We start from the raw sequence: 19,196 nt of genomic DNA, 5'->3' as shown, positions 1-19,196 counted from the left end.
GGCGGTCAGCAGGACTGCTCGCCAGCCCCGGAGCCTGACCATCAGTACCGCGGGGCGAAGAGCTGGATGGGCAGCTCGACGCCGAGGTCTTGGAGGTCCTGGGTGAACTTCGGGCGGATCCCGGTGCTGCGCAGCTCACCGAGGAAACGACCGTTGGCATCCCGGCCCGCGGCATAGTCGAAGGTGAAAAGGTCCTGGAGGGTGATGATGTCGCCCTCCATGCCCACCACCTCGGTGATCTGGGTGATGCGACGAGTCCCGTCCTTGAGGCGGGACTGCTGGATGATGAGGTCCACGGCTCCGGACACCTGCTCGCGGATCGCCCGGATGGGCAGCTCGATCCCCGCCATGAGCACCATCGTCTCGAGTCGGGAGAGCGAGTCGCGGGCGCTGTTGGCGTGGACGGTGGTGATCGAGCCGTCGTGGCCGGTGTTCATCGCCTGGAGCATGTCGAGGGCGGCTCCGTCTCGGACCTCACCGACCACGATCCGGTCGGGCCGCATGCGCAGGGCGTTGCGCACCAGGTCGCGGATGGTCACCAGGCCGGAGCCTTCGATGTTGGCCGGACGCGACTCCATCCGCAGCACGTGCTGCTGGTGCAGCTGGAGCTCCGCCGCGTCCTCGATGGTGACGATGCGCTCCTCCTCGGGGAGGAAGGACGAGATGACGTTGAGGGTCGTCGTCTTCCCCGAGCCGGTACCACCCGAGATGATGATGTTGCGCCGGCCAAGGACGCAGGCGTGGAGGAAGTCGCGCACCGGGGGGGTGAACGTCCCGAAGGAGAGGAGGTCCTTGTCGGTGAACGGGTCCGCCGCGAACTTGCGGATCGTCAGGATGGCGCCGTCGAGCGCGATCGGCGCCACGACCGCGTTGACGCGCGACCCGTCCGGAAGGCGCGCGTCGACCAACGGACTGGCTTCGTCGACGCGGCGGCCGACGCGGCCCACGATCTTGTCGATGATCCGTCGGAGGTGGGTCTCGTCGGTGAACCGGGCCGAGGTCGGGTAGATCTTGCCGGCTCGCTCGATGAAGATGCTGCTGGCGCTGTTGACCATGATCTCGGTGACCTCCGGGTCACGCAGCAACGGCTCCAGTGGGCCGTGACCGAGGATCTCGTCCGAGACCTCCTGCGCGATGCGGGTGCGGTCCGAGAGGGTGAGCGGCTTCTGCTCCGCGTCGATGACCTCCTGGAGCGTCTGACGCACCTGGTTGGCGAGGTCGCTCTCCTTGAGGTGCGGGTCGTACAGTCGCGGTCCGAGTGAGTCGATGAGTCCCTGGTGGACCCGCTCCTTGACCTCTACGATGGGGTCGACCCTGTGGGACTGCGTCGACACGCTGCCGTGGACGGGGACCGTCTCCTGCGAGCGGCGGGCGGTGTCGAGACGATCGGCAAGACTGCTCATCGACTTCTCCTGCTGAAGAGGCTGCGGCGCTGGGGTTCCTCCACCGGGCCGCCGAAGCGTGCCCGGATGTGCGTGTCTGCGATCTCCCTGATGGCCACGCTCACCGGGTCACGCGGGGACTCGAGGACCAGGGGGACACCGCGGTTGACCGAGGCTGGGACGGTGTTGCTCGCCGGCACGCTCACCGCGATCGGCGCTCCGATGGCCTGCACGACGTCCTCCGGGCGCAGGCCCACCTTGACGTCGGCACGGTTGAGGACGATGACCCGCGAGTCGCGCGGGCTCCCGATGGCATCGAGCGTCTCGAGAGCGAGCTTGAGGTTCTTCACCGCGGGGATGTCCAACGTGGCGATGAGCACCAGGAGGCTGCTCACGTCGCAGGCGGCCAGCACGTGCTCGGTGAACGAGGGTGGGGTGTCGACGATGACGAAGTCGTAGGACGCCGCGGCCACCCGGAGCAGCTCGGTGACCACATGAGCGCTGATCCGGTCGGCCAGGGACGGGTCGGTGGGGGCGGCGATGATGTCGAGGCCACTGGGCTCATGGTGCGTCACGAGCTGCGCCAGCCCCTCGCTGTCGAGGTGGCCGTGCATCCCGACCGCGTCGTGCACCGAGCTCGTGGGGAGGAGCTGGAGGCTGATGCTGACGTCACCGAAGGACAGGTCGAGGTCGACAAGCACGGTCCGCAGACCGCTGAGAGCGAGGTGGGTGGCGAGGTTGGTGGACAGGGTCGTCTTGCCCACACCGCCCTTGGCCGAGAAGACCGTGACGATGCGCCCCTGAGGGGTGGCGACGGCTCCGTGGTGACCGGCGAGCTTGGCCGTGAGGTCGCGGCTGCGCCGCACCGCGTCCGAGAGCGCGGGCGCGTCGTCGGAGGCGATGACCTCGCGGAACCCGCTGCGCAGGGCCTGCCCCATCGTGGTGACGTCAAGGCGGTGGCGCAGGAGGATGAACCCCACCTCCGGGCGCGACGCCCGGACCGACTCCACGAGCATCGACGCCTCGTCGATGTGCACCAGCGGACCGATGACGACGAGGTCAGCGTGCTGGTCGTCGTCGAGGGCGCGGTGCACGAGCGGGGCCGAGCCGAGGAGGAGGACATCGCCCAGCGCGAAGTGGTAGCGCTCGCTGGCGCCGGGCTCGTTGTCCCACAGGATCGTCATCGAGGTGTCCCGTGATAGCTGAAGTCGTCCGTGCCCAGGTTCGGTGGCACGGTCGTGTCCGGTCCCTCGAGGCCGAAGTAGATGTGCTTGGCCGGGTTGTTCTGCAGGTTCTGGGTGTGTTGGATGGCGTGCACGAGCTTCAGCGAGTCCGCTGGTGTGAGCTCGACCGTGACCAGATAGGTCTGCACCGGCGTGGCGGCGGTGGGCGCCTGCTCTTCCGTGTCGTCCTTGTCGTCCTTCCGGGGCTCGGAGGCGCCTGTCAGGCTCGTCGTGCCGATGCCGATGACCGGGACCTTGGTGAGCAGCACGCTCGTCCCCTTGACGCCCAGCTCGTTGTACTGCGCCGTTGCGTCGTCGGTGCCGAGCTTCTTGAGGTCGTAGGTGTCGTAGATCGTGATGATGCTCCCCGGGGTCACGAACGCCCCGACGCGGTTGGGATCCTCGAGGCTGACGGAGATCGCGACCTTGCCCGACGCCACCCCGATCGCCTTTTGTCCCAGGCGCTCCGTCCCGAAGGCCGCCTCGAGGACGACCTGCCCGGGTGCGATGTCCGCCAGGGCGAGGAGACCGCTGTTCTCGGCGTTGATCGCGGCGAGGGCACCAGCAGGCTTGGCCTTGGCGGCGACCTGCGTCCGCTTGATGAGCCCACCGCGTTCGGCGTCCTTGAGCGTGGTGCCCGACGGCACGACCTCCGCGGTGACGTAGACCGTCTGCGGTTGCTGCCCCTCGAGCGCACGCTTGTCCGCGCCGTTGGCATAGAGCAGCACGAGGACGGCGCCGACGAGCGCGAGCAGGACGGCAGCGATGAGGGCGATGATGCGACGGCCCATGGGGTGGAAGCCTTTCGACAGGGCGTGTGTGGTTCAACCGGCGGCGACGACAGCCGAAAGACCGAAACCGGTGGTGGAGGACGGAGGGACGATCGTTGTGGCAGGCACGTTGAGCACGCCCTGGACGAACCAGCCCGAGATGCACCGACGGGGGTTGCCGCAGGGGATAGCGCCTGAGACGTGGCTGGCCTTCGTCACCCCGCCGCCGATGCGGTAGCCGCTGAGGTAGAACTTCGCGATGCCGGCGACGTGGTAGTAGGTGTTGGCGCCGCCGGCGTCGGACGGGTCACAGTCCGCAGGGGGTGCGCCGGCAGGGGTGCCCGTGGTGGACTTCACCATGCAGTCGAACACCGGCAGGTCGATCACCGGACCACTGGTCCAGATGTTCGACAGCGCGGTCTGGCAGCCGCCGGTGGTCGAGGAGCCCGTGTCGATGTTGGCCCAGATGTTCACACCGTTCGTCGTGGTGAGGGTCGTGCTGCACGAACCAGTGGTGTCGAGGTAGCCGAAGCCTCCCGCGGTGTCCTTGCCCTTGTACGAGCACCCGGGCTTGGCCGGGTCGTGCAGGTCGATGATGACCTCGCGACCGGGGCTGTTCGGAGTCGTCGCCGCAAGCGGGTACGCAGGCTGCCCGGCGCCGCCGTATCCGGGCCAGGGCGCGGCGGGCGGCTGGGCGACGTACGTGGTTCCGCCGCTGGTGTAGGTCTGCCACTCACACGTCGAGATGGTGATCGGCGACGTGAAAGCGCCAGACGTCGGTGACCCCCAGGCGGCCCGTGCGCACGAGACGACGTTGCTCGTGTCCGGACCGGTGCTGTTGACCTGTGTGAAGAGGTTGGGGATGAGGCCCGGACCGGTGTCGTTGGCGCGGACGCGCACCTCGACGTAGGGGAACCCGGAGGACAGCGAGGACGGCAGGGGTGGGCACTCGCGCAGCTCCGTGACGCTGGGCGACGAACTGCACACGGGCAGCGAGCCCGGGATCGATGCCGCGGACTTGCACTGCCGCTCGATGGTGTGGGTTCGGGTGCCGATGTTGATCGTGTTGGCGTTGACCAGGGCTGGCAGGCCGTCGGCATCGAGGTTGCAGTTCGTCTTGGCGCAGCTCTGCGCCAGGGCCAGAGCCGCGGCGTCGGCAGCGTTCTGGGTCTGTCGCCGCTCGAGGATGATCTGCCCGGCATCCACGGACCACGCCAGGAGGCCGGTGACCACGAAGAAGCCGAAGAGCATCGCCACGAGCACACCGACGGCTCCTCGTTCGTCGCGTCGACGACGGCAGGTCGGCCGTGTCACCCGAAGCACCTCATCGACGAGGTCGCTGTGGGGGTCGGCGCGGCGATCGCGCCTCCCGGGAAGAGGCCGCTGATGGCCCCGAGGGCGACCCAGCTGAATCCGTTCACCGTCACGCGCACCCGGGCCGCCTGGGCCGCGGTCGGGGCAGCCGGGCACGCGTCGAGGATCTGGACCGTGGTGGTACCCCCGGACACCCCGTTGATGCCAGGCATCGAGGCGTTGGCGCGGGTCGGCACATCCGCGTCGAGGCGGAAGGCCGCCATGCGCGCGCCCTCACGGGCCGCATTGGTGACCATCGCCTGGGTGAGGAACATCCGGCCCATGTCGATGAGACCGAAGAGGACGAGGAGGAGGAGCGGCAGGAGGAGGGCGAACTCGACCATGGTTGCACCGCGCTCACGGTGGTGAGGCATGGGTCGACCCCCTTCGCTGCCAAGTTGATGCGAGAAATCGTGGAGAGAAACACTGCGGGCCGACGGCCGCCAGGCTGTCGACCCGCAGTGCCAACCGCTCAGATCGCGGCGGCGACACCGGCAAACATCGTCGAGATCGCCGCGCCAAGGGCGCTGGCGGCCACCCCTACGACGACGGCGACGAGCGCGACCATGAGGCCGTACTCCACCATCGTCGCGCCCTGCTCGGACCCCCAGTTCCACCGCAGCCGCTTGACGCGCTCAGACATGTGAAGCCCTTCGGTCCGGGACGAGATCAGGGGAAAGCGAGGCCGGCGAACATCGTGCTGATGTTGGTGCCGAGGACGGCGGCAGCGACGGCGACGACGACGGCGACGAGCGCGACCATGAGGCCGTACTCCACCATCGTGGCGCCCTTCTCTGCGGTGAGGCGCTGGTGAAACTTGATGAGGGCCTTGGACATTTGGTTCTCCTTGATGATCTGAGTGTTGAGGGTTGTGCTGCTACCGGACTACCGGTCAAGGGACCGGATGACCGATCCGGGTCCAGCGTGGAGGTTCCGACTTTCGGTAGCCATGACGTGATTAGGCTGTTATGGACTGGTCATTAGTGACTAGTTTACTCCTAGCCACCTCCACGACCCGGCACCGTGACCATCTCACGAGCCAAACCTTGGCGTCCAGAGAATCGTCGCTTCCGTGCTCGGGTGACAACGGCAGGGCCGAGAACCTACCTCGTGTCCATGGTTCATTGATGCCCGCTTATGACCCCTTCCGGAATGGTCATAGGGAACTAGGTGCTTTTATGCAGTCGAGATTCACCAAAATGGGGGCGGCGGTGGCCCGGATGCCCGATACTTCCGCCATGCCCCCGACCACCCAGCTCGACCTCGGCCGCATCGTGCTCGTGCCCGTCTTCGCCTGCTTCGTGCTCCTCAACGTCATGAAGCTCATTGACAACGACGACCGCACCGTGGTGGCCACGCTCGGGACCATCGCGGCCCTGTCCTTCAACGCGGCCCTGGCGGTGATGTACCTCCGTCGTGGGGTGGCCTCCCACACGGACAGACGGCCGAAGGTGTGGCTCGTCGCGGGCGCAGCGACGTTCTCTCCCTTTGCGATTCCCGTCGTGGCCTCCCACGAGGCTGGACCCGTCGCCTCCTTCGCCGGAGCCCTTCTGGTCGTGCTCGGCATCGGCCTGGCGATCTGGGCGCTGCTCAGCCTGAACACCAACATCAGCGTCGTGCCGCAGGCGCGCGAGCTGGCCACCACGGGTCCGTACCGATTCTTCCGGCATCCGCTCTATGTCTTCGAGTACGTCGCGGCCATCGGTCTCGTGCTCGTCTCCGGTGGCGGGTGGGGTTGGCTCGTCGTCGCCGCCCTCGGCGTCCTTCAGGTCCTTCGCGCTCGTTGGGAGGAGCGTCTCCTGCGCGAGGAGGTCGCCGGCTACGCGGCATACGCCTCCCGCACCCCCGGCTTTTCGTGAGGGCACGCTGGGACTGGATGGTCCTGGGTGGCTGGGTCGCCGCCCTCGTGGTTCTTCGATCCGCACGGATGACCGAGCGCGACCCCTACTGGCAGGCTCGCGACGGCTTGGAACGCTGGTCCGGCGCACCGCTCGCACGAGCGGACACGTGGAGCTGGGCGCAGCCCGACGGCATCTTCCGTCCGACGTCTCCGGCGTGGAACACCGCACTTGGTCTCGGTCATGACGGGTTCGGCGTGGCGGGCATCGCTCTCATCGGGGCGCTCGGGATGGCGGCCTACTTCGTCGTCGCCATCCTCGTATCACGCCGCCTCGGCGCGCGCGCCCTGCCCACCTTGGCGACGACGGCGCTCGTGGCCCTGCTGGCGCTCCCGATGGTCTCGCCGCGGGCAACGATCGTCATCGAAGCCATGCTGCTCCTGACGCTTCTCCTCGGCCATGCCCTCATCACCAGACCTCTTCCCCGACAGTGGTGGGCGTTCGCCGGTGCTGCCGCTGCGGGTGCGGCCCTCGGCTGGGCGGGCGCGTGGTTGCACGTGTCCTGGTCGGTCACCGCGCTCGGGCTTGCCGCCGGCCTGCCCCTTCTCGCGGTGCTCGCCGGCGCCAGCCGGTGGCGCGTCGGCCTCGCGGCCACGCTGGGGTCTGGCCTGGCTGTCGGCAGCCTCCTCGGACCCTTCCGTTGGTCCGTGTGGCAGCTGCTCGCCGACATCGGTTCGGCGTCCGGCGGCCAGGTCGTCGAGTGGCTCTCGCCGTTCACAGGAGGGCTGCGCCTTCGATGGCTCCCTGTCGCCAGCCTCTGCCTCGTCCTGGTCGCCGTGTGTGCGGTGCGGCTGCTGCGACACCGGACCGGGGCGCGCGGCTCGGCCGAACGCGCCCGCTGGGCTCTCGAGGTCCTCCTCGTCGTCATCGCTCTGCTGGCCACGCTCGCAGGGCTGATCGCCATCCGGTTCCTCGGTGTCGCGGCACTCACCCTCCTGCCCGTCCTCGCGGCTGAGCTCTCGGAGGCAACCGTCCGATGGCGCGCCCGCCCGAGCATGCCCGCAACCGTGCGCACCCGGCTCACCGCTGGCTACTGGCGACCGATCCTCACCGGCGTGGCCGTCCTCCTGCTGCCGCTCGCCGTGGTGGCGTCCAACGCCCCGGGCCGACCGTCACCGGCGGCGGAGGTCGTCGACGGGCTCCCCCCGAGCTGCAGGCTCTTCACCGATCCCGACACGGCCGGGGTGGCGCTGCTCCTCCGCCCGGACGTCAAGGTCTGGATCGACATGCGCACCGAGGTCTACGGTGCGGCGGCCTACTCACAGGTCCGTGAGCGGCTCCTATCGTCGACCGCCGTGTCACTCCCCGAGGGAGCGACCTGCGCCGTCGTGCCCACCACAGCGTCGACCGTGCATGTCGATGCGAGTCCCGACGCGCCGTGGACGAGGTCGACCACGCGAGAGGGACTCAGCGTCTGGCTCCCCTGAGGCGCAGCACTGTCCGCCGTCTGTCCCTCGTCGAAGCACACAAAGGCCGGGTATGCCGGGAACTCGCGTTCCCGGCATACCCGGCCTTTGTTCGTTCTGGGTGGACCCGCTGGCTCAGTAGCGGTAGTGGTCGGACTTGTAGGGGCCGGCCACGTCGACACCGATGTACTCGGCCTGCTCCTTGGTGAGCTCGGTGAGCTCGACCCCGATGGCGGCGAGGTGGAGGCGCGCGACCTTCTCGTCGAGGTGCTTGGGGAGGACGTAGACCTGCTTGTCGTAGTCGTCGTTCTTGGTGAACAGCTCGATCTGGGCGATCGTCTGGTTCGCGAACGAGTTCGACATGACGAAGCTCGGGTGACCCGTGGCGTTGCCGAGGTTGAACAGGCGACCCTCGGACAGCACGATGATGCTGTTGCCACCGGCGAAGGTCCACTCGTGGACCTGGGGCTTGATCTCGGTCTTGACGATGCCGGGGACCTTGGCCAGTCCGGCGATGTCGATCTCGTTGTCGAAGTGACCGATGTTGGCCACGATCGCCTTGTTCTTCATCCCCTGCATGTGCTCGGCAGTGATGATGTTGAAGTTGCCCGTCGTCGTGACGAAGATGTCGGCGCTCTCGAGGACGCTCTCGAGCTTGGCGACCTGGTAGCCCTCCATCGCGGCCTGCAGCGCGCAGATCGGGTCGATCTCGGTGACGATGACGCGGGCGCCCTGGCCACGGAGCGCCTCGGCGCAACCCTTGCCCACGTCGCCGTAGCCGCAGATGACCGCGACCTTGCCGGCGATGAGGACGTCGGTGGCGCGGTTGAGGCCGTCGATGACGGAGTGGCGGCAGCCGTACTTGTTGTCGAACTTGGACTTGGTGACCGAGTCGTTGACGTTGATCGCCGGGAAGAGCAGGTCACCGGCGCGGGCGAGCTCGTAGAGCCGGAGGACACCGGTCGTGGTCTCCTCGGTGACGCCCTTGATCTCGGCGGCCACGGTGGTCCACTTCTGCGGGTCGGCGGCGAGCGTCTTGCGCACGAGCTCCTTGAAGACACCGACCTCCTCGGAGTCCTTCTCGTCGGTGGGGGGCACCTGACCGGCGGCCTCCCACTCGCGACCCTTGTGGACGAGCATCGTGGCGTCGCCACCGTCGTCGAGGATCATGTTGGCGCCGGAACCACCGGGCCAGGTGAGGATCTGCTCCGTGCACTCCCAGTACTCGGTCAGGTTCTCGCCCTTCCAGGCGAACACGGGGACGCCCTGCAGGTCCTGCGCCGAGCCCTCGGGCCCGACGACGACGGCCGCAGCGGCCTCGTCCTGCGTGGAGTAGATGTTGCAGGAGGCCCAGCGGACCTCGGCACCGAGCGCGGTGAGCGTCTCGATGAGGACGGCGGTCTGCACGGTCATGTGCAGCGAGCCGGCGATGCGGGCGCCCTTGAGGGGCTGGCTCGCGCCGAACTCCTCACGCAGGCTCATGAGGCCCGGCATCTCGTGCTCGGCAAGACGGATCTGGTGACGGCCGGCCTCGGCGAGGCTCAGGTCGGCAACCCGGTAGTCAAAAGTCGTGGTGTCAGTGGACATGCGACATCTCTTCCGTTGAAAGTGTGGTTTGCGACCCGGCGCAGCCCATCTGGGCATTCACGTGAGAGCGGGGTATCACCCGCGCCGGCAGCCCCCATCGTACCGACTCCACGCGGTAGACATGGACGCGTGCGGGACCGGCCCGCGCGATGCACGAACGGAGAACCCGATGAGTGAGACCTTCGGCAGTGGCGGCGCCAGCGGCGCCAGCGGCGACGAGGTGCGGGACGAGGTGCGCCTCGACCTCGACGAGGAGAAGCTCGACGCGTGGGAGGACGTGCGCGCCGACTATGCCGTCGACCCCGACTCCGAAGTGGCCCGCCCCGGGATCAGCGACAGCGACGAGAGCCAGCCCGCCTACCCGGACGGAAGCGGGCACGGTGACGACCGGGTTCTCGTCGAGGGCGAGCGCCACGACGACCTCGAGATGTCCCCGGACGGCACGAGCGCCGAGGAGGAGTGAGGGTTCGCCGTGGGTACGCTGGGCGGGTGCCTCACCACTTCCCCCTCCCAGACCCGCAGGTGACCTGATGGCCGGCGGCCTCTTTGCCCTGCTCGACGACATCGCGGTGCTGGCCAAGGCCGCTGCCGCCTCGGTCGACGACGTCGCCGCCGCGGCCGGGCGCGCGAGCGTCAAGGCCAGCGGGGTCATCGTCGACGACACCGCGGTCACGCCGCAGTACGTCCAGGGCATCGACCCCAAGCGCGAGCTCCCGATCATCAGGAAGATCGCGATCGGCTCGCTGCGCAACAAGCTCCTCTTCATCCTCCCTGCGGCCCTGCTGCTGAGCCAGTTCCTCCCTGTGGCACTCACGCCACTCCTCATGATCGGCGGCACCTACCTCTGCTTCGAGGGCGTCGAGAAGATCTGGGAGCGAGTCAGCGGCCACGCCGAGGACGAGGCCACCAAGGCGCACGAGGCCGGCGAGGTCGCCGACGAGGACACCATCACCAGTGGTGCGATCCGCACCGACTTCATCCTCTCGGCCGAGATCATGGTCATCTCGCTCAACGAGGTGAAGGACGAGGGCTTCGCCCTCCGCGCCGCGATCCTCGCGGTCGTCGCGGTCGCCATCACCGCGCTCGTCTACGGCGTCGTCGCCCTCATCGTCAAGATGGACGACGTCGGCCTCCACCTCGCGAAGAAGTCCGGCGCCCAGGCCACGATCGGCCGCGGCCTCGTCGCTGCGATGCCCAGGCTCCTCAGCACCCTGTCGGTCGTCGGGATCGCCGCCATGATCTGGGTCGGGGGCCACATCATCCTTGTCGGGCTCGACGAGCTCAGCGAGTACTGGTCGCCGCTGCACTACCCCTACCAGTGGGTGCACGGCGTCGAGGAGTGGGTGCACGACGCCACCGGGCCACTGGGCGGCGTCCTCGGCTGGGTCACCAACACGATCGGCTCGGCCATCCTCGGCCTCATCGTGGGTGCCATCGTCGTCGCGGTCATGCACGTCATCCCCCGCAAGGGCGGCCATGGCGCGCACGAGGCGAGCGAGCCTGCGGCCGCTGCGCCCGTTGCAGACGTCCCCCACAACGACAAGCACTGACCCGTATGCCGTCCGCTCGCGGAACGCTCGACTGGTCGCCTGGCGCTTCGCACCCAGAGCTCGTCGCGCCCTCTGTGGCCGCGGCCCTGGCCGAGGCTGCGATCCCGACGCCGGAGGCAGCCGGGGACAGCGGAGTCGCGGCAGCGGAGGTGGCCTCCATCGACGAGACGCTCGCCGACACGGAAGCCTTCTGTGCGGCATACGACGTGGCACCGGGGGCGAGTGCCAACTGCGTCATCGTCGCCGGGAAGCGCGCCGGTGAGACGACGTATGCCGCGGTCATGGTCCTCGCGTCCGACCGCGCCGACGTCAACGGCGTCGTCCGCAGGCACCTGGGTGTCCGCAAGATCTCGTTCGCGCCACACGACGATGCCGTGTCGCTCACCGAGATGGAGTTCGGTGGCATCACGCCGATCGGCCTGCCAGCCGCCTGGCCGGTCCTCGTCGACGCCGCCGTCGTGGCCGCGGGTGCAGTCGTCATCGGTAGCGGGTTGCGCCGCAGCAAGCTCCTCGTGGAGGGCGCTGCCCTGGCCAAGCTCCCGAACGCGACGGTGCTCGAGCTCCGTCAGCCCTGATCGGCGCCGAGCAGGTCGTCCAGTGCGCCGTCAAGACGCGGGTGGGCGAACTCGAACCCGCTCGCCGGCAGGACCGACGAGGTGGCCCGCCGGCCGGTGAGACCGAGCGCCGCATCGGTCCGCAGGAGCACCGCGCCGAGCCGCATGAGCGGAACCGGCGTCGGCGGTGACCACGGACGATGCAGCCGAGAGCGCAGCTGGGCCATGAGCTCTGAGTTGCGCACGGGGAAGGGCGCGGACGCGATGACCACTCCGTCGGGCAGCCGCACACCCGGCTCGATGCCCAGGGCCGCGCGCGCGACGGCAAGCCAGTCGTCGATGTGGATCCAGCTGATCCACTGGCGTCCGGTGCCGATCGAACCGCCCAGTCCGGCCCGGGTCAGGGCCACGAGTCGGTCGACGACGGGAGCTCCCCGATCGAGCACGAGCGACGTGCGCAGGATGTGCAGGTGCTCGGCTGCCGCGCCCTGCACCGAGTCCTCCCACGGCTGCGCCACCCCGGTCATCTGCGGCAGTCCCACGGGCACCGGGCTGGACTCGTCGATCTCGGTCTCGCCCGCGTCGCTGTAGATCGCCGTGGTGCTCGCCTGCACCCAGGCGGCCAAGGGAGCCGTGAGGCCACTGCTGGCACGGACGAGAGCGCGAGTGGAGTCCACCCTGCTGGATCGCAGGGAGGCGATGTTGGCAGCCGTCGGACGGACGTCCACGAGACGACCGGCAAGGTTGACCACCGCGGTGCGCGAGGCGGGCTCCAGCTCAGCGGCCCAGCCCTCCACCGTGACGCCGTCCCACAGGGCCTGGCGCACCGGCAGGTGGGGCTGAGGGCTGCGAGTGAGGACGACGACGTCGTGCCCACGAGCCGCGAGATCACCCACGAGGCGGCGCCCGAGGGTGCCGGAGCCACCCGCGACGACGACCCGGACCAGGTTGGGGTCGACGACTCCGCCGGCCAGACGCCACAGACGCAAGGCGTCCATGGCGAAGTCCGAGGCCAGGGCGTGACGAGCCACCGGGCCCATGCCGAACGACAGCGGACCCCGTCCGGCAAGGCGTTGGGTGAACAGGGTGTGGCCCGGTTCTCGCGAGTCCGCCGTCACGGTCCACTCGATCGTCAGGCTTCCCCCGGGCTGCGGTTGCTCCAGCACGATCCTGGTTCCGTGCTCGAGCGCTCGCACCCTGACCGGAGGGGCGGTTGCACGGTGGACGTGGCGAACGACAGGGATGTCGAGCGCCATCCCGGCGGTCTGACCGACCCTCACCGGACCGTCGAGGCCGGCTTCGGAGACCCCACCGCACCACCGACCCCACTGGTCCAGGTCGGCGAGGACGGCGAAGACGGCGTCGGGAGCGGCGGCGAGCACCGCACGGTTGGTCTGGTTCCAGGACATGAAACTCCTCAGGTCCGTACTGATCGGATGGTCTTGGTGAGGTCGCCGACGACCCCGCGCATGCCCGGGAGGCGGCTCAGCCGCACCAGCCGGTCCACGAGCGGCACCGCAGTGCGGATGAGGGTGCGGGTGCGCCGTTGGCCGGGGCTCTGGTCGTGGACCCAGAAGAGCACCACACCCATCTGGGCCAGCCAGAGCAGCTCGGGGAGCTCCTCGCGCAGCGCCCGCGCCACGGTGACGTCGGACTCCTCGACGACGCGCTGGTGGAGGGCGATGGCGGCCTCGCGCGCTGGGCGCGACTCCGGACTGAACGGCGACAACGGGCTGGTGGGCTCTGCCGCCGCCTTGAAGAAGGCGCCGGCGAACTCGTGGAAGGGCTCAGCCACGTCGACCCAGGCCAGCAGGACCGCCTCGTAGCGGCTCGCGAAGGTCCGTCGACGACCGAGCGCCGTCGCGCTCGACGCCGCGTGCTCGACCTGGATCCGGTCGTAGAACGCCTGGACCAGGTGCTCCTTGGACGCGAACCAGTAGTAGGCGTTGCCCACGCTCACCCCTGCGCGTTCGGCGACCGCCCGCATCGTCGTGCGGTCGTAGCCCCGCTCCAGGAACAGCTCCTGTGCAGCGGCAGCGATGGCATCACGCGTGGCCTCGCCCCGTGGTGGGCGCGAAGGGCCGGAGCTCGACCCATTCTGAACGTGTTCAACAGCCATGGGCACACACTAGCCCAACCAACCTGAACACGTTCAGGAAGGAGTGGATCGAGCGAAGCCGGTCCTGCGGCTAGCTCGTGCGGTCGCGCAGCTCGGTGACGTGGCGCGAGACCGCGGGATCGAGTCCGAGCCCGAGGGCGAGGTAGGTCGCCACGTAGTCGGTCATCGCGATGAGGGAGGCCAGCCGCTCGATCGGGTGACCGCCGAGGGCCTCGACCTCCCAGACCCGCACTCCTGCGTCTCGCGCCGACCCGACGACGGCATCGGCGAGTCGGCCCGCCTCGAGGGCGTCGAGGTGGTCGGGCGCGCCCGGCGCCACCGGATGGTCACGCAGCACGAGCAACCCGAGCTGGGGTGCCGGCGGACCGTCCAGGAACGGGTCGGCGAAGAGATCGCTTCCGCCGTCGGGCGCCGCTCCCCCGGCGCCGCTGAACGGCCCGTCGAAGCAGGCGACCACCTGGGACGCTGCATCGGGGAGGGAGCCGTGGGTCGTGGGGATGCGAGCCGTGCGCGCGAACATCGCGGCGGCGCGGCCGGCTGCGACGCCGGTGAGGGCACCATCGCCCAGCACGACAGGGACCGTCTCGGCGAGTCCGAGGGCGAGGACCTTGGCGGGGTTGACGAAGGACTCCGAGGACGGACGACACTCCTCGGCGCGCTCGTCGAGCAGGTCGGCCACACGCTCCAGCTCCGCCTCGGAGCAGTCGACCAGCCCGAGCCCGTCGGCAGCGAGCAGCACCGGCGTGAGCATCGACCACAGGGCCGATCGCGACGTGGGCGCCGGAGAGGCGACATCGACATGGATCCCGCGGCCTCGAGCGCAGACGTCGGCGAGCGGCGAGTCGGACGCTCCGACCGTGAGCAGCGAAGCCCCCCGGCGGGCGGCCTCGGCCGCGAGCGCCAGTGGGCCCTGCGCACGACCGGAGAGGGAGACGGCGATGACGAGGTCGAGCGGGCCGATCCAGCCCGGCAGCGGCGCCTCACGGCGCGTGGTCACGGGGACGGGCGAACCGGGCTCGGCGAGGACGTCGAGGACGTCACAGACGACGGAGGAGCCGCCGAGCGAGGCCACGAGGACCGAGCGCGGGCGGTCGCCACCGGCGACCCGGTCGATGCCAGCCTCTCGCGCCGCGACGATCGCGCGCCGCACCTGGGCGCCCGAGGTCGCAAGCGCACGGAGCGAGCCCCGGCTGTCGAGAGCCTCGAGGGACTCGGCCGAGTCGAGGAACGCCTCGTCCAGGTGTGGCACGGTCGTGCTGCGCAGCCGGTCAGGCCGGCGTGCGCGCCTCGTCGACGAGCAGCACCGGGACGCCGTCGTCGATCCGGTAGATGAGGCCGCACGTGTCGGAGGTGCAGGCCAGCTCGGGGCCGGACTCGCCCGTCTCGTCACGCAGCTCGGCTCGGCACTTCGGGCAGCGCAGGATCTCGCGCAGCCAGGGCTCCATCGTCGACATCAGCTGACTCCTCTCGCAGTGCCTCGGACGAGGCTCAGGACATCGTCGCGTATCGCGGCCATCGTGTCCGCATCGGCTGCCTCGACATTGAGCCGGAGCAGGGGCTCGGTGTTGGACGCGCGCAGGTTGAGCCACCACATCGGGTCGTCCGCGCCGTCGCCGGCGTGCGTCAGGGTGAGGCCGTCAAGCTCGTCGACCTCGACGCCCCGGCCGGCAGCCCAGTGACGGACCTCGGCGGTCCTCGCGGCCTGGTCCTCGACCGTCGAGTTGATCTCGCCACTTGCCGCGTATGCCGTGTAGTCGCCCATCAGGTCGCTGAGCGACCCGCTCTGCTCACCGAGGGCAGCGAGGACGTGCATCGCCGCGAGCATGCCGGTGTCGGCGAACCAGAAGTCGCGGAAGTAGTAGTGCGCGCTGTGCTCGCCGCCGAAGACCGCGTCGGCCCGGGCCATCTCGTCCTTGATGAACGAGTGCCCGACCCGCGTCCGGACGGCCCTGGCGCCGAGCTCGGCGATGATCTCGGGGACCTGCGCGGACGTGATGACGTTGTGGACGATGGACACCTCGTCCACCGGGGTGCCGGCGGCGACCTCACGAGCGACCTCGCGGGTGGCGATGAGCGCGGTGATGGCGCTCGGGCTGACGGCCTCGCCTCGCTCGTCGACGACGAAGCAACGGTCGGCGTCACCGTCGAAGGCCAGCCCGAGGTCGGCGGCGTGAGTCAGGACCGCTGCCTGGAGGTCGAGCAGGTTCTTGGGCTCGAGCGGGTTCGCCTCGTGGTTGGGAAAGGTGCCGTCGAGCTCGAAGTAGAGCGGGACCACCTCCAGCGGCAGGGGTGGCAGGCCGGCGGCCGTCTCGAGGACGGCAGGCACGGTGTAGCCCCCCATCCCGTTGCCCGCGTCGACGACGACCCGCAGCGGCCGGATGGCGGAGAGGTCGACGAGCCCGCGCAGGAAGCCTGCGTAGTCGGCGAGGACGTCCCGCTCCCCCGTGCTCCCGACGCGCGCGTCACGCTGCTCGACCGTGCCGTCGAGGAGCTCCTGGGCGAGGTCGCGCACGTCGGTGAGGCCGGAGTCCTGGCCGACCGGGCGGGCACCCGGGCGGCACAGCTTGATGCCGTTGTATGCCGCGGGGTTGTGGCTCGCGGTGAACATCGCACCGGCGAGGCCCAGGTGACCGCTGGCGAAGTAGAGACCGTCGGTGCTGGCCAGCCCGATGTGCGTGACGTCGACCCCACGGCTCGTCACACCGGCGCCGAACGCGCGGGAGAGCTCGGGTGACGTGGCTCGCATGTCGTGGCCGATGACGCAGCCAGATGGTCCGGCCCCGCGACCTTCACGGAGGATGACCACCTCGGCGAACGCGGCGCCGAGAGCCCACGCCACATCGACGTCGAGCTGCTCCGGCACGAGGCCGCGGACGTCGTAGGCCTTGACGAAGTCTGCAAGGTTTCGGGGAGGCACGCAGTGACCTTACTAGCGCACTAGGTTTGGGCTCGTGACCGCCGAACCCCACGTTGCCGACAACCACGACCTCATCCGCGTCCAGGGCGCCCGCGAGAACAACCTCAAGGACGTCAGCCTCGAGATCCCCAAGCGCCGACTGACCGTCTTCACGGGGGTGTCGGGGTCGGGCAAGAGCTCGCTCGTCTTCGGCACCATCGCCGCCGAGTCGCAGCGCATGATCAACGAGACCTACAGCGCGTTCGTCCAGGGCTTCATGCCCTCACTCGCCCGGCCCGAGGTCGACCACCTCGAGGGCCTCACGACGGCGATCATCGTCGACCAGGAGCGCATGGGAGCCAACCCGCGCTCGACGGTGGGCACCGCCACCGATGCCAACGCGATGCTCCGCATCCTTTTCAGCCGCCTCGGCAAGCCGTACGTCGGTCCGCCGACGGCATACAGCTTCAACGTGCCCACGCGGAAGGCCAGCGGGGTCATGTCGACCGACAAGGAGGGTCGCACCGAGAGGGCCGTCGTCAAGGACGCCGTCTACCTGGGTGGCATGTGCCCGCGCTGCGAGGGCATGGGCAACGTCAGCGACATCGACAAGACCGCCCTCTACGACGAGACGAAGACCCTCGCCGAGGGTGCGCTGACGGTGCCGGGCTACTCGATGGATGGCTGGTACGGCCGACTGTTCGAGGGGATGGGCCTGCCGATGGACAAGCCCATCTCGGCGTTCTCCAAGAAGCAGCTCGAGACGATGCTCTACGCGCCGCCCACCAAGATCAAGGTCGAGGGCATCAACCTGACGTTCGAGGGGATCATCCCCAAGATCCAGAAGTCGATGCTGTCGAAGGACCCCGAGGCGATGCAGCCGCACGTGCGGCGTTTCGTCGAGCGGGCCGTGACGTTCCAGCAGTGCCCCGAGTGCGCCGGGACGCGTCTGACGGCCGAGGTGCTGAAGTCCAAGATCGGTGGCAAGTCGATCGCGGACCTGGCCGTCATGCAGATCAGCGACCTGGCTGACTGGGTGCGTGAGCTCAAGGAGCCTTCTGTCGCGCCGCTGCTCGCGGGACTGCAGCATCTGCTCGACTCGTTCACCGAGATCGGTCTGGGCTACCTCTCGCTCGACCGGCCCGCAGGGACGCTGTCCGGTGGTGAGGCCCAGCGGACCAAGATGATCCGCCACCTCGGTTCGTCGCTCACCGACGTCACCTACGTCTTCGACGAGCCGACCATCGGGCTGCACCCGCACGACATCGCGCAGATGAACGGGCTGCTGATCCGCCTGCGCGACAAGGGCAACACGGTCCTTGTCGTCGAGCACAAGCCCGAGACGATCGCCATCGCCGACCACGTCGTCGACCTCGGCCCCAAGGCAGGGACCGGCGGCGGCGAGATCGTCTTCGAGGGTTCCATCGCGGACCTCCGCAAGAGCGACACCATCACGGGTCGCCACCTCGACGACCGCGCCTCCCTCAAGGACGAGGTGCGCACGCCGAAGGGCAGCCTCGAGATCCGCGGCGCCTCGACCCACAACCTCAAGGACGTGGACGTCGACATCCCGCTCGGGGTGCTGGTGGCCGTCACCGGGGTCGCCGGATCCGGCAAGAGCTCTCTCATCCACGGGTCGGTCGACGGACGCGACGGTGTCGTCGTCATCGACCAGGCCGCCATCAAGGGCTCGCGTCGCAGCAACCCCGCGACCTACACGGGGCTGCTCGAGCCGATCCGCAAGGCGTTCGCGAAGGCCAACGGGGTCAAGCCGGCCCTCTTCAGCTCCAACTCCGAGGGTGCCTGCCCGACGTGCAACGGGGCCGGCGTCATCTTCACCGAGCTGGGGGTCATGGCCACCGTCGAGTCGCCGTGCGAGGAGTGCGAGGGCCGTCGGTTCCAGGCCTCGGTCCTGGAGTACAGGCTCGGTGGCAAGAACATCTCCGAGGTGCTGACGATGTCGATGGAGGAGGCCGAGCTCTTCTTCAGCTCGGACGAGGCCAGCATCCCAGCGGCGCACAAGATCCTCGACCGCCTCGTCGACGTGGGCCTGGGCTACCTCACCCTGGGCCAGCCGCTCACGACCCTGTCCGGCGGCGAGCGCCAACGCATCAAGCTCGCCAGCCAGATGGCCGAGAAGGGCGAGGTCTACGTCCTCGACGAGCCGACCACGGGGCTCCACCTCGCCGACGTCGAGAACCTCCTCGGACTGCTCGACCGGCTCGTCGACTCCGGCCGGTCCGTCATCGTCATCGAGCACCATCAGGCCGTGATGGCCCACGCCGACTGGATCATCGACCTCGGCCCGGGCGCCGGCCACGACGGCGGCAAGGTCGTCTTCGAAGGCACGCCGAGCGAGCTCGTGGCCCAGGCGAGCGCGAAGCCGAAGGCGGCCACCCTCACCGGCAAGCACCTGGCGGCCTACGTCAGCTGAGCAGGGCCGAGCGACACGCGAAAT

At 69.3% G+C, this 19,196-nt stretch carries 19 protein-coding genes; 6 read left to right on the top strand and 13 right to left on the bottom strand.

Features of this window, described 5'->3' with window-relative positions:
- Nucleotides 1-41: 41 nt before the first annotated feature.
- From ACFQW8_RS13275 to ACFQW8_RS13245, 7 genes are all read right to left on the bottom strand, one after another.
- On the bottom strand, nt 42-1,403 hold the full coding sequence (locus tag ACFQW8_RS13275) for a CpaF family protein (RefSeq protein ID WP_380088071.1): 1,362 nt from the start codon (nt 1,401-1,403) through the stop codon (nt 42-44).
- Nucleotides 1,400-2,566: an AAA family ATPase gene (locus ACFQW8_RS13270; protein WP_380088068.1), complete on the bottom strand. Its 1,167-nt coding sequence runs from the start codon at nt 2,564-2,566 to the stop codon at nt 1,400-1,402. The genes ACFQW8_RS13275 and ACFQW8_RS13270 overlap by 4 nt, the downstream gene beginning before the upstream one ends.
- The gene (locus ACFQW8_RS13265; protein WP_380088067.1) at nt 2,563-3,396 is read right to left on the bottom strand and encodes an RcpC/CpaB family pilus assembly protein; all 834 of its coding nucleotides are present in this window, start codon (nt 3,394-3,396) and stop codon (nt 2,563-2,565) included. The genes ACFQW8_RS13270 and ACFQW8_RS13265 overlap by 4 nt, the downstream gene beginning before the upstream one ends.
- Before the next feature lie 33 nt (nt 3,397-3,429).
- A complete protein-coding gene (locus ACFQW8_RS13260; protein ID WP_380088066.1) occupies nt 3,430-4,689 on the bottom strand; it encodes a pilus assembly protein TadG-related protein in 1,260 nt (419 codons plus the stop codon).
- The gene (locus ACFQW8_RS13255) at nt 4,686-5,102 is read right to left on the bottom strand and encodes a TadE/TadG family type IV pilus assembly protein (protein WP_380088065.1); all 417 of its coding nucleotides are present in this window, start codon (nt 5,100-5,102) and stop codon (nt 4,686-4,688) included. The genes ACFQW8_RS13260 and ACFQW8_RS13255 overlap by 4 nt, the downstream gene beginning before the upstream one ends.
- A gap of 98 nt (nt 5,103-5,200) precedes the next feature.
- The gene (locus ACFQW8_RS13250; RefSeq protein ID WP_380088064.1) at nt 5,201-5,371 is read right to left on the bottom strand and encodes a Flp family type IVb pilin; all 171 of its coding nucleotides are present in this window, start codon (nt 5,369-5,371) and stop codon (nt 5,201-5,203) included.
- A gap of 26 nt (nt 5,372-5,397) precedes the next feature.
- The gene (locus tag ACFQW8_RS13245) at nt 5,398-5,565 is read right to left on the bottom strand and encodes a Flp family type IVb pilin (RefSeq protein WP_380088063.1); all 168 of its coding nucleotides are present in this window, start codon (nt 5,563-5,565) and stop codon (nt 5,398-5,400) included.
- A gap of 401 nt (nt 5,566-5,966) precedes the next feature.
- On the opposite strand from ACFQW8_RS13245, the gene ACFQW8_RS13240 reads away from it, so the two are divergent.
- Together ACFQW8_RS13240 and ACFQW8_RS13235 are read left to right on the top strand one after the other, a co-directional pair.
- Entirely contained in the window at nt 5,967-6,587 is a 621-nt protein-coding gene (locus tag ACFQW8_RS13240; RefSeq protein WP_380088062.1) for a methyltransferase family protein, read from the top strand.
- 68 nt (nt 6,588-6,655) lie between these two features.
- On the top strand, nt 6,656-8,053 hold the full coding sequence (locus ACFQW8_RS13235; RefSeq protein ID WP_380088061.1) for a hypothetical protein: 1,398 nt from the start codon (nt 6,656-6,658) through the stop codon (nt 8,051-8,053).
- A gap of 114 nt (nt 8,054-8,167) precedes the next feature.
- Here ACFQW8_RS13235 and ahcY read toward each other — a convergent pair whose 3' ends face one another.
- A complete protein-coding gene (gene ahcY / locus ACFQW8_RS13230; protein WP_380088060.1) occupies nt 8,168-9,619 on the bottom strand; it encodes an adenosylhomocysteinase in 1,452 nt (483 codons plus the stop codon).
- 169 nt (nt 9,620-9,788) lie between these two features.
- On the opposite strand from ahcY, the gene ACFQW8_RS13225 reads away from it, so the two are divergent.
- The 3 genes from ACFQW8_RS13225 (at nt 9,789) to ACFQW8_RS13215 (ending at nt 11,744) form a co-directional block, all read left to right on the top strand.
- On the top strand, nt 9,789-10,082 hold the full coding sequence (locus ACFQW8_RS13225; protein WP_380088058.1) for a hypothetical protein: 294 nt from the start codon (nt 9,789-9,791) through the stop codon (nt 10,080-10,082).
- A 67-nt stretch (nt 10,083-10,149) separates the two neighbouring features.
- The gene (locus ACFQW8_RS13220; RefSeq protein ID WP_380088056.1) at nt 10,150-11,169 is read left to right on the top strand and encodes a DUF808 domain-containing protein; all 1,020 of its coding nucleotides are present in this window, start codon (nt 10,150-10,152) and stop codon (nt 11,167-11,169) included.
- Between the two features lie 5 nt (nt 11,170-11,174).
- A complete protein-coding gene (locus tag ACFQW8_RS13215) occupies nt 11,175-11,744 on the top strand; it encodes a YbaK/EbsC family protein (RefSeq protein WP_380088054.1) in 570 nt (189 codons plus the stop codon).
- Here ACFQW8_RS13215 and ACFQW8_RS13210 read toward each other — a convergent pair.
- The 5 genes from ACFQW8_RS13210 to ACFQW8_RS13190 all read right to left on the bottom strand — a co-directional run bounded on the left by ACFQW8_RS13210 (nt 11,735) and on the right by ACFQW8_RS13190 (nt 16,759).
- Nucleotides 11,735-13,132: a DUF1731 domain-containing protein gene (locus ACFQW8_RS13210; protein ID WP_380088052.1), complete on the bottom strand. Its 1,398-nt coding sequence runs from the start codon at nt 13,130-13,132 to the stop codon at nt 11,735-11,737. The genes ACFQW8_RS13215 and ACFQW8_RS13210 overlap by 10 nt on opposite strands.
- A gap of 8 nt (nt 13,133-13,140) precedes the next feature.
- Nucleotides 13,141-13,842 (bottom strand): TetR/AcrR family transcriptional regulator, encoded by a 702-nt coding sequence (locus ACFQW8_RS13205; RefSeq protein ID WP_380088051.1) that lies wholly within the window; start codon nt 13,840-13,842, stop codon nt 13,141-13,143.
- 70 nt (nt 13,843-13,912) lie between these two features.
- A complete protein-coding gene (locus ACFQW8_RS13200; RefSeq protein ID WP_380088049.1) occupies nt 13,913-15,091 on the bottom strand; it encodes an SIS domain-containing protein in 1,179 nt (392 codons plus the stop codon).
- 19 nt (nt 15,092-15,110) lie between these two features.
- Nucleotides 15,111-15,296 carry a Trm112 family protein gene (locus ACFQW8_RS13195; protein ID WP_380088047.1) on the bottom strand — a complete coding sequence of 62 codons (186 nt, stop codon included), beginning with the start codon at nt 15,294-15,296 and terminating at the stop codon, nt 15,111-15,113.
- Nucleotides 15,296-16,759, bottom strand: a complete 1,464-nt coding sequence (locus ACFQW8_RS13190) for a phosphomannomutase/phosphoglucomutase (RefSeq protein WP_380088045.1) — start codon at nt 16,757-16,759, stop codon at nt 15,296-15,298. The genes ACFQW8_RS13195 and ACFQW8_RS13190 overlap by 1 nt, the downstream gene beginning before the upstream one ends.
- A gap of 34 nt (nt 16,760-16,793) precedes the next feature.
- Between ACFQW8_RS13190 and ACFQW8_RS13185 the strand changes: the two genes are divergently transcribed.
- Nucleotides 16,794-19,172, top strand: a complete 2,379-nt coding sequence (locus ACFQW8_RS13185; protein WP_380088043.1) for an ATP-binding cassette domain-containing protein — start codon at nt 16,794-16,796, stop codon at nt 19,170-19,172.
- The last annotated feature ends 24 nt before the right edge of the window (nt 19,173-19,196 follow it).

It is taken from the genome of Knoellia altitudinis (assembly GCF_042666355.1).
GTDB classification, from domain to species: Bacteria; Actinomycetota; Actinomycetes; order Actinomycetales; family Dermatophilaceae; genus Knoellia; species Knoellia altitudinis.
Note: the sequence above shows the minus strand (reverse complement) of the source record. Positions and strands in the feature narration are given on the sequence as shown.

Bases quoted from the DNA above. Each gene is read 5' to 3' on its own strand.
- ACFQW8_RS13275 (WP_380088071.1), bottom strand. From the start codon at position 1,403: ATGAGCAGTCTTGCCGATCGTCTCGACACCGCCCGCCGCTCGCAGGAG.
- ACFQW8_RS13270 (WP_380088068.1), bottom strand. From the start codon at position 2,566: ATGACGATCCTGTGGGACAACGAGCCCGGCGCCAGCGAGCGCTACCAC.
- ACFQW8_RS13265 (WP_380088067.1), bottom strand. From the start codon at position 3,396: ATGGGCCGTCGCATCATCGCCCTCATCGCTGCCGTCCTGCTCGCGCTC.
- ACFQW8_RS13255 (WP_380088065.1), bottom strand. From the start codon at position 5,102: ATGCCTCACCACCGTGAGCGCGGTGCAACCATGGTCGAGTTCGCCCTC.
- ACFQW8_RS13250 (WP_380088064.1), bottom strand. From the start codon at position 5,371: ATGTCTGAGCGCGTCAAGCGGCTGCGGTGGAACTGGGGGTCCGAGCAG.
- ACFQW8_RS13245 (WP_380088063.1), bottom strand. From the start codon at position 5,565: ATGTCCAAGGCCCTCATCAAGTTTCACCAGCGCCTCACCGCAGAGAAG.
- ACFQW8_RS13240 (WP_380088062.1), top strand. From the start codon at position 5,967: ATGCCCCCGACCACCCAGCTCGACCTCGGCCGCATCGTGCTCGTGCCC.
- ACFQW8_RS13235 (WP_380088061.1), top strand. From the start codon at position 6,656: ATGACCGAGCGCGACCCCTACTGGCAGGCTCGCGACGGCTTGGAACGC.
- ahcY (WP_380088060.1), bottom strand. From the start codon at position 9,619: ATGTCCACTGACACCACGACTTTTGACTACCGGGTTGCCGACCTGAGC.
- ACFQW8_RS13225 (WP_380088058.1), top strand. From the start codon at position 9,789: ATGAGTGAGACCTTCGGCAGTGGCGGCGCCAGCGGCGCCAGCGGCGAC.
- ACFQW8_RS13220 (WP_380088056.1), top strand. From the start codon at position 10,150: ATGGCCGGCGGCCTCTTTGCCCTGCTCGACGACATCGCGGTGCTGGCC.
- ACFQW8_RS13215 (WP_380088054.1), top strand. From the start codon at position 11,175: ATGCCGTCCGCTCGCGGAACGCTCGACTGGTCGCCTGGCGCTTCGCAC.
- ACFQW8_RS13210 (WP_380088052.1), bottom strand. From the start codon at position 13,132: ATGTCCTGGAACCAGACCAACCGTGCGGTGCTCGCCGCCGCTCCCGAC.
- ACFQW8_RS13205 (WP_380088051.1), bottom strand. From the start codon at position 13,842: ATGGCTGTTGAACACGTTCAGAATGGGTCGAGCTCCGGCCCTTCGCGC.
- ACFQW8_RS13195 (WP_380088047.1), bottom strand. From the start codon at position 15,296: ATGTCGACGATGGAGCCCTGGCTGCGCGAGATCCTGCGCTGCCCGAAG.